General features: G+C 68.6%; 8 protein-coding genes. 3 read left to right on the top strand and 5 right to left on the bottom strand.

Features of this window, described 5'->3' with window-relative positions; translation table 11 throughout:
* Nucleotides 1–282 (bottom strand): MBL fold metallo-hydrolase (locus tag AC1DZ6_RS18820; protein ID WP_477098669.1); only part of this gene is annotated, 282 nt, incomplete at its 3' end.
* 83 nt (nucleotides 283–365) lie between these two features.
* On the opposite strand from AC1DZ6_RS18820, the gene AC1DZ6_RS18815 reads away from it, so the two are divergent.
* Together AC1DZ6_RS18815 and AC1DZ6_RS18810 are read left to right on the top strand one after the other, a co-directional pair.
* Complete coding sequence (locus AC1DZ6_RS18815) at nucleotides 366–1,187, top strand: class I SAM-dependent methyltransferase (protein WP_477098668.1); 822 nt, start codon at nucleotides 366–368, stop codon at nucleotides 1,185–1,187.
* Nucleotides 1,188–1,217: 30 nt separating this feature from the next.
* Nucleotides 1,218–1,562: a P-II family nitrogen regulator gene (locus AC1DZ6_RS18810; protein ID WP_477098667.1), complete on the top strand. Its 345-nt coding sequence runs from the start codon at nucleotides 1,218–1,220 to the stop codon at nucleotides 1,560–1,562.
* 87 nt (nucleotides 1,563–1,649) lie between these two features.
* Here the strand turns inward: AC1DZ6_RS18810 and AC1DZ6_RS18805 are convergent, their stop codons facing one another.
* Nucleotides 1,650–3,206, bottom strand: coding sequence for an MFS transporter (locus AC1DZ6_RS18805; RefSeq protein WP_477098666.1), 1,557 nt, complete (start codon nucleotides 3,204–3,206; stop codon nucleotides 1,650–1,652).
* 93 nt (nucleotides 3,207–3,299) lie between these two features.
* Between AC1DZ6_RS18805 and AC1DZ6_RS18800 the strand changes: the two genes are divergently transcribed.
* Nucleotides 3,300–4,835, top strand: a complete 1,536-nt coding sequence (locus AC1DZ6_RS18800; protein ID WP_477098665.1) for a phospholipase D-like domain-containing protein — start codon at nucleotides 3,300–3,302, stop codon at nucleotides 4,833–4,835.
* Here AC1DZ6_RS18800 and AC1DZ6_RS18795 read toward each other — a convergent pair.
* From AC1DZ6_RS18795 to AC1DZ6_RS18785, 3 genes are all read right to left on the bottom strand, one after another.
* Nucleotides 4,765–5,568 carry an endonuclease/exonuclease/phosphatase family protein gene (locus AC1DZ6_RS18795; RefSeq protein ID WP_477098664.1) on the bottom strand — a complete coding sequence of 268 codons (804 nt, stop codon included), beginning with the start codon at nucleotides 5,566–5,568 and terminating at the stop codon, nucleotides 4,765–4,767. The genes AC1DZ6_RS18800 and AC1DZ6_RS18795 overlap by 71 nt on opposite strands.
* Entirely contained in the window at nucleotides 5,565–6,221 is a 657-nt protein-coding gene (metW, locus tag AC1DZ6_RS18790) for a methionine biosynthesis protein MetW (protein ID WP_477098663.1), read from the bottom strand. The genes AC1DZ6_RS18795 and metW overlap by 4 nt, the downstream gene beginning before the upstream one ends.
* Nucleotides 6,218–6,688: alpha/beta hydrolase family protein (locus AC1DZ6_RS18785; RefSeq protein ID WP_477098662.1), on the bottom strand; the 471-nt coding region annotated here is incomplete at its 5' end. The genes metW and AC1DZ6_RS18785, both read right to left, overlap by 4 nt.

Raw genomic sequence — 6,688 nt, 5'->3', positions numbered from 1 at the left:
CTGGACGACCGGGCGATCGAGCGGCGCGATGCGGGTCACCTCCTGGGGGCCGACGATCGTCGCGCCGGTCGCCGCCTGGATCGCCGCATTGCCGCCGGCGTGGTCCGGATGCCAGTGGGTGTTGAGGATCAGGTCGAGCGTCCAGCCCAGCTTGGCCAGCTCCGACAGGATGGCGTCGGCGTCGGGCGTGTCGATCGTCGCGACCTTTCCGGTGGCGTCGTCGCGCACGAGAAAGCCGTAATTGTCCGACAGGCAGGGAAACTGGTGGACGGTCAGCGACATGCTCTCGACTCCGGACAGGGCGTGGGACGTGACGCGACGGGTCCGCCCGCCTACATAGATGAAGCCATCGATCGGGAGACTCAATGCGCCGCGACGTGCTCGATCTCAGAGCCTTCTACGCCAGCCCGCTCGGACGCGCGGCCCGCGAGATGCTGGGCCGCAAGACCGAGGAAGCCTGGGGCGATGCGCGTGGGCTGGACGTGTTGGGCCTGGGCTACGCCACGCCCTTTCTCGACAAGGCCCGCACCCAGGCCCGCCGGGTGGTGGCGGCCATGCCGGCCACCCAGGGCGTCGAGGTCTGGCCCAGCGGCGGGGCCAACGCCGCGACCCTGGTCGAAGAGACGGCCTTGCCGTTCCCCAACGCCATGTTCGACCGCATCCTGGCCGTCCACGCGCTGGAGGAGGCCGATGACCCGGCCGCGGTTCTGCGCGAGATCTGGCGGGTGATGGCGCCCTCGGGCCGGCTGATCGTCGCCGTGGCCTCGCGCGACGGCCTGTGGGCCGGGGCCGAGAGCACGCCCTTTGGCCATGGTCGCCCGTTCAGCCGCCACCAGTTGGAGGCCTTGCTGCGCGAGGCCGACCTGGAACCCGCCGGGTGGACCCGCGCGCTGTACGCACCGCCCATGCCGGTCGCGGCGCGCTGGGCCGAGGGGTTCGAGCAGGTGGGCGCCCGCCTGTGGCCGCGCTTCGCCGGTCTGATCCTGATGGAAGCCGTCAAGCAGACCTTCGCGGTCAAGCCGCGCGGCAGCCGCGCGCGGGTGCGGGTGTTCGCGCCGGGGGTGCTCGCGCCCTCGCCGGGCGGCCCCGCTCCGGTCAGGACGGCGCCTGTTCGAAAGGCGCCGCGTACTCTAAATGCCGCAAAGCCCTTGGAGCCATCGATTCCCGGGCCTAGCCTCAAGTCCTAGAACAAGCCGTCATCAGCGGGAGCCGCGCCAATGAAGATGATCGTCGCCATTATCAAGCCCAGCCGCCTGGACGCCGTGCTTGAAGCGGTCACCGAGGCGGGCGCGTCGGGCCTGACGGTCACCGAGGTTCGCGGCTATGGCCGCCAGAAGGGCAAGACCGAGGTCTATCGCGGCGCCGAGTACGAGGTGAAGCTGCTGCCGAAGGTCAAGTTGGAGATCGCCGTGGCCAACGACGTGGTCGAGCCGGTGGTCGAGGCCCTGCAGCGCACCGCCAACACCGGCAAGATCGGCGACGGCAAGGTGTTCGTGATGGACCTGGAGCAGGCCCTGCGCATCCGCACCGGCGAACGCGACGCCGCGGCGATCGCGGGCTGATCCAGCCTACTATCATCTACATTTTTGAATCGTCATCCCGGGCCTTRKGCCCGGGATGACGGCGGGGATTGGTGGGATTTTGTAGACCTACCCCTCCAGCTCCCGCAGATCCCGTCCGCGCGTCTCGGTCCCGAACCACGAGACCAGGACCAGCGCCAGAGCGAGCGGCGCGATGATCATCAGGGCGGCGACCTTCAACGGCGGCACGGCGGCCAGGATGCCCAGAAGCTGGGCGATCAGTCCGCCCGACTTGCTGCACGCCGCGACCCAGCCCGTGGCCCGGCCGCGGATCCGCAGCGGGAAGCTCTCGGCGGTATAGGGCAGCAGAATGGCCAGCAGGCCGTTGGTGCCGATGATCATCAGGGCGACCGGCAGCACCGGACTGACGCCGGGGCCGATGGTCAGCACGCCGGCCACGCCCAAGGCGCTGAGCGTGATCGTCGCCGCCAGCGACCACTTGGTGCTCCAGCGGCTGTAGAGGAAGGCGCAGACGAAGACGGTCGGGAAGGCGATCAGGGCCGACTTGGCCAGCAACTGGCTCGAGACGCCGACGCTGAGGCCCTCGGCGACCAGCTCGGCCGGCAGCCACAGCAGCAGGCCGAAATTGACCAGGCCCCAGGCCACCGCCGCGATGCTCAGGGCGGCGGTCTTGCCGATGAAGCGCCGCTCGACCGGCGGGGCGGTCAGGACGTGGTGGTGATCCTCGGGGTTGTCGGCCTTTTCGCGGACGACGGATCCGAACCGCTTCATCACCGCGTGGGCGGCGTCGATTCGGCCGATGGTCACCAGGAACTTCGCCGACTCGGGGATGAAGCCCGACAGGGCGATCAGGATCAGGCCGGTCGGCAGGTTGAGAAACCACATGATCCGCCAGCCGAAGTCCGGCTGCAGCCAGGCCGAGCAGCCGGACGAGGCCAGATAGCCGCCGACGGCGCCCAGGCCGCCGACCAGCACCAGCGCCCAGCCGCGATGCTTGGAGGGCATGGTCTCGGCCAGCAGGGCGTAGACGACGGGCAGCAGGCCCCCGGCGGCCGCGCCCATCATGAAGCACATGATCACGTTCCACCAGAAATCGGGCATGGCCCCGCAGATCGAGGTGCCGACGAACATCACCGCCGACAGCAGGATCGAGGCCCGTCGCCCGAAGACGTCGGCCAGGGCGCCCCAGATGATCGAGCCGGTCACGGTGCCGCTCAGGGCGGCGAAGGGCAGCCAGGCGACCATGGCCTTGCTGACCCCGTACTCCTTGATCATGCCGGGCACCACGAAGCCCAGGCTGGCGGGCTTCATGATGTCGATGATCAGGGCCACGACCAGCACCAGCATCAGGCCCCAGTGCGCCAGGGTCAGCGGCGCGTCCTCGGGCGGGGTGACCTCGATCGTGTGCTCGAGGTGATGGTCGACGCCGCGGCGGGGCAGCAGGCCCCAGCCGGCCAGGACGCAACCGGGCGGGATGATCAGCATGCCCACGGTCATGCCCAGGTCCATCTTCATGCCGGCCAACTGGTAGCCGGTGTCGGCCCCCATCAAATACATCGGCAGGTGCAGCACGACGCCCGCCGTCACCACCAGGCAGCCCAGCCAGAAAGCCCACAGGCGCTTGCGGTCGGCGAGGACGTGATGGGCAGGCGTTTGGGCGGTCATGAGCGTCCAACAAACATGTGCGAAGGTTCTATCCAAGCGGAGCCATAACATGGGTCCGTGCGTTGACGAATTTCCGTGGCACAAAGGGGCGACATGGCCGACGACGCATCCTCGCTGATCTCCTCCTCGCTGCTGCGGCCCGGCGTCACCTGCTGGCGCACCGAGCAGGCCGATCGGCTGGCGCTGTTCATCGACAACGACGAGGCGTTCGACGCCCTGAAGTCGATCCTGCTGTCCGCCAAGAAGTCGATCTGGATCCTGGCCTGGGTGTTCGACCCGTTGACCCGGCTGGACCCCGACCGGGTTCGCAAGAGCCGCGACCCCCAGCACGTGGACCGCATCGGCCTGCTGCTGCGCCGGCAGGCGGCGCTGAACCCCGGGCTCGACGTGCGGATCCTGGTCTGGGACATGCCGTTCCCGATCGCCGCCTCGCAGCTGTTCGGGCCCCAGCGCGGCCAGGTGTTCTTCGCCGGCTCGCGGGTCAAGTACCACCTGGACAACACCCTGCCGGCCAGCGCCTGCCATCACCAGAAGGTGGTCGTGGTCGACGGCTCGGTGGCTCTGGTCAGCGGCGGCGACATCGGCGTCGACCGTTGGGACACCACCCAGCACCTGGACAACGATCCGCGTCGCCGGCTGCCGACGGGCCATCACTATCCGGCTCGCCACGAAGTCGCGGCCATGGTCGACGGCAAGGCTGCCGAGGCCCTGGGCGACCTGTTCATCGCCCGCTGGTCCCGATCGACGGGCGAGGCGCTGGAGCGTTCCGAGAAGGCCGAGGAGACGCCCTGGCCGGACTATCTGATCCCTGACCTGCGCAATGCGCCCGTCGGCATCTGCCGCACCCAGCCGGCCTGGAAGTCCGATCCCGAGATCAACGAGACGATGCTGATGCACCTGGCCAGCATCAAGGCGGCCAAACGGCTGATCTATCTCGAGAACCAGTACCTGACCTCGCCGATCATCGTCGAAGCCCTGGCCGATCGGCTGGCCGAGCCGGACGGACCCGAGATCGTCACCGTGGGGCCGGCCCACAGCCCCAGCTATTTCGACCGGATGACCATGGACAGCGCCCGCACCTCGGCGATCAACCGCCTGCGTGAGATCGACGTCCACGGCCGCTTCTCGGCCTTCAGCGCCCGGACGCCCAAGGGCGCGGCGATCATCGTCCACTCCAAGGTGGCGATCATGGACGACCGCATGCTGCGGTTGGGCTCGGCCAATCTGAACAATCGCTCGATCGGGCTCGACACCGAGTGCGACATCGCCTTCGAGGGAACCGACGACACCAGCCGCGCGGCGGTTCGCGCCTTCCTGGGCAGGCTGATCGGCCACTTCCTCGACCACGAGACCGAGCACGTGCTGGAAACCTATGGCCGGCTCGGCGGCTTGGCCGCGACGATCCACGAGCTGGATCGCAAGGGCGGCCAGCCGCGCCGCCTGGCGCCCGTGCCGATCAAGTCGCTGACGGGCGTGCAGCAGTTCATCGCCGACTGGAGCCTGGGCGACGCCATCTCGCCCATCGACGCCTGGCGGCCCTGGGGTCGCCGCAAGCGCCTCAAGTGCGAGCTGCACCGCCTGATGGACGATCATCAGAGCCCGACTCTGCCGGGTCACCTGCAGGACTGATCTCCAGGTCGATCACCAGCGGCAGGTGGTCCGAGGCCGTGCGGGCCAGGGGGCCGTAGGGCGAGCGCACCCCGACCGTCTCCAGGCCCTTGGTCAGGAAGACGTGGTCGATCCGCATGAACGGGAAGTTCGACGGGAAGGTCGCGGTCGGCGTGCGCTTCCAGGTGGGGCTCTGGGTCTGGGCGTCGCGAAGGGCGGTCTTCAGCAGTCGGTAGGTCGCCGAATAGGGCGTGGCGTTGAAGTCGCMCAGCAAGATGCCCGGAGCCTTCCAGTCCTCGTGCGCCATCCACTGTTCGCCCAGCAGGGCGGCGGCTTGGCGTTTCTGCTCCTGGGGTACTAGGCCCAGATGGGTGTTGATGATCTGCACCGGCGTGCCGCCGACATCGACCGTGATCCAGATCGCGCCGCGCGGTTCCAGCCCAGGGATACGATTATACAGTGGCAGGCCGTCGGCCTTGACCAGCTTTTCCGGCAGGGCCGTCAGGATGGCGTCGCCGTAGAGCTCTTCCTCCACCGTCATGGCGGGATGGAAGTGCGACGACATCTTCAGCAGTTCGGCCAGGCGGTGAGCCTGGTCCACGCCCTTGGTGCGGGCCCGGCGGACGTCCAGTTCCTGAAGCGCCACCACGTCGGGTTTTTCCGCAGCGATGACCTCGGCGACGCGCTCGACGTCGAGCTTGCGATCCGTGCCCACGCAACGGTGGACATTGTAGGTCATGAGGCGAAGTTTCATCCGTCGAAGAGATCGCCTGAGGGGGCTGGAGGTTCCGTCGGCTGCGACGTGGGATTGCGGCTGAGCATGAACAGGCAGCTCTCGGCCCGCCAGTTCTCGAGAGTCCGGGTCGGATCGATCTGCCGGGCGGGACCGGCGCCCGCGAAGGCGGCGCAGGAGTCGATGCGGACGTCCAGGTCCTCGGTCAGGGCCAGGAAGTCGGCCAGGGTGCACAGGTGGATGTTGGGCGTGGCCCACCACGGCAGGGGCAGGGCCTCGGTCTCGGGCATCCGTCCCCTGTGCAGCAGCGACCAGCGCACGCGCCAGTGGCCGAAGTTCGGGAACGAGACCACGGCCCGGTCGGCGATCCGCAGCAGCTCGTCCAGCACATGGCGGGGCCGGCGCGTGGCCTGCAGGGTCTGGGACAGCACCGCGTAGTCGAAGGTGCGGTCGGGGAAATGGTCGAGGTCCTGGTCGGCGTCGCCCTGCACCACCGACAGGCCGCGCGACATGCAGGCCGCCACGCCCTCGGCGCTGATCTCCAGCCCTCGGCCGTCGACCTGCTTTTCCTGGGTCAGCAGATCCAGCAGCACGCCCTCGCCGCAGCCGACGTCCAGCACGCGGGATCCCGGCCGCACCAGGCGCAGGATCTCCTTGAAGTCTTCGCGGATCATTTTGGCAGGCTCCGCTCGCGTTCCACCGAGCTGAGGAAGCCCTGCAGCGCCGCGTCCATCACCGGCTCGTCCAGCAGGAAGGCGTCGTGGCCCTTGTCGCTCTCGATCTCGACAAAGGCGGCGCGACATCCGGCGGCGGTCAGGGCGCGGACGATGTGGCGGTTCTCGGCGGTCGGATAGAGCCAGTCGCTGGTGAACGACAGCACGCAGAACCGCACGTGGCGAGCCCCCGCGAAGGCCTGGGCCAGCACCCCGCCATGACTGGCGGCCAGGTCGAAATAATCCATCGCACGGGTGATGTAGAGATAGGAGTTGGCGTCGAAGCGGTCGACGAAGCTGGCCCCCTGGTGGCGCAGATAGCTCTCCACCTGGAAGTCGGCGTCGAAGCCCCACGACAGGCCGTCGCGCTGCAGCTCGCGGYCGAACTTCCGCTGCAGGGCCGGCTCGGACAGATAGGTGATGTGGGC

The sequence above is a fragment of the Caulobacter sp. P1_B12_2 genome, from assembly GCF_056406675.1.
This window is presented reverse-complemented; position numbering and strand designations above follow the sequence as displayed.